This is a genomic window from Clostridium sp. AF34-13 (genome assembly GCF_003477845.1).
In the GTDB taxonomy this organism is placed as follows: domain Bacteria; phylum Bacillota; class Clostridia; order Lachnospirales; family Lachnospiraceae; genus Butyribacter; species Butyribacter intestini.
The window spans coordinates 1-289 of sequence record NZ_QUEB01000035.1 but is presented as its reverse complement, the minus strand read 5'-3'; the positions used below and the strand labels follow the sequence as shown (position 1 = coordinate 289).

1 pseudogene is annotated in these 289 nt (G+C 36.0%); it reads right to left on the bottom strand.

From position 1 onward, the window contains the following. Positions 1–289, bottom strand: a pseudogene (locus DWZ63_RS16075) (AAA family ATPase); the annotation flags it as partial.

The window sequence follows — 289 nt, the reverse complement described above, 5'->3', positions numbered from 1 at the left end:
TTGCCTTTGATATTTCATCCCATGTTCCTGTTTTTAATGCCATCTGGAAAGCTTCGGCAACCTCATAGTTAGGGATATATGCACTTTTTCTATCTGCATCATAACCTAAATATCCCAAATGAATAAGTGCTGTCAATGCGTCATCCTTTGAATGAATGTCGGATAAATCATTTTGAAACGACCGGGTATCAACAATTACCTTTCCGCCTGCAAGCATTATCATAATATCATCCTTAAGACCGGCATAATTCATTGTAATAAATGTATTGATTGATGAGAAAGAAGAAGT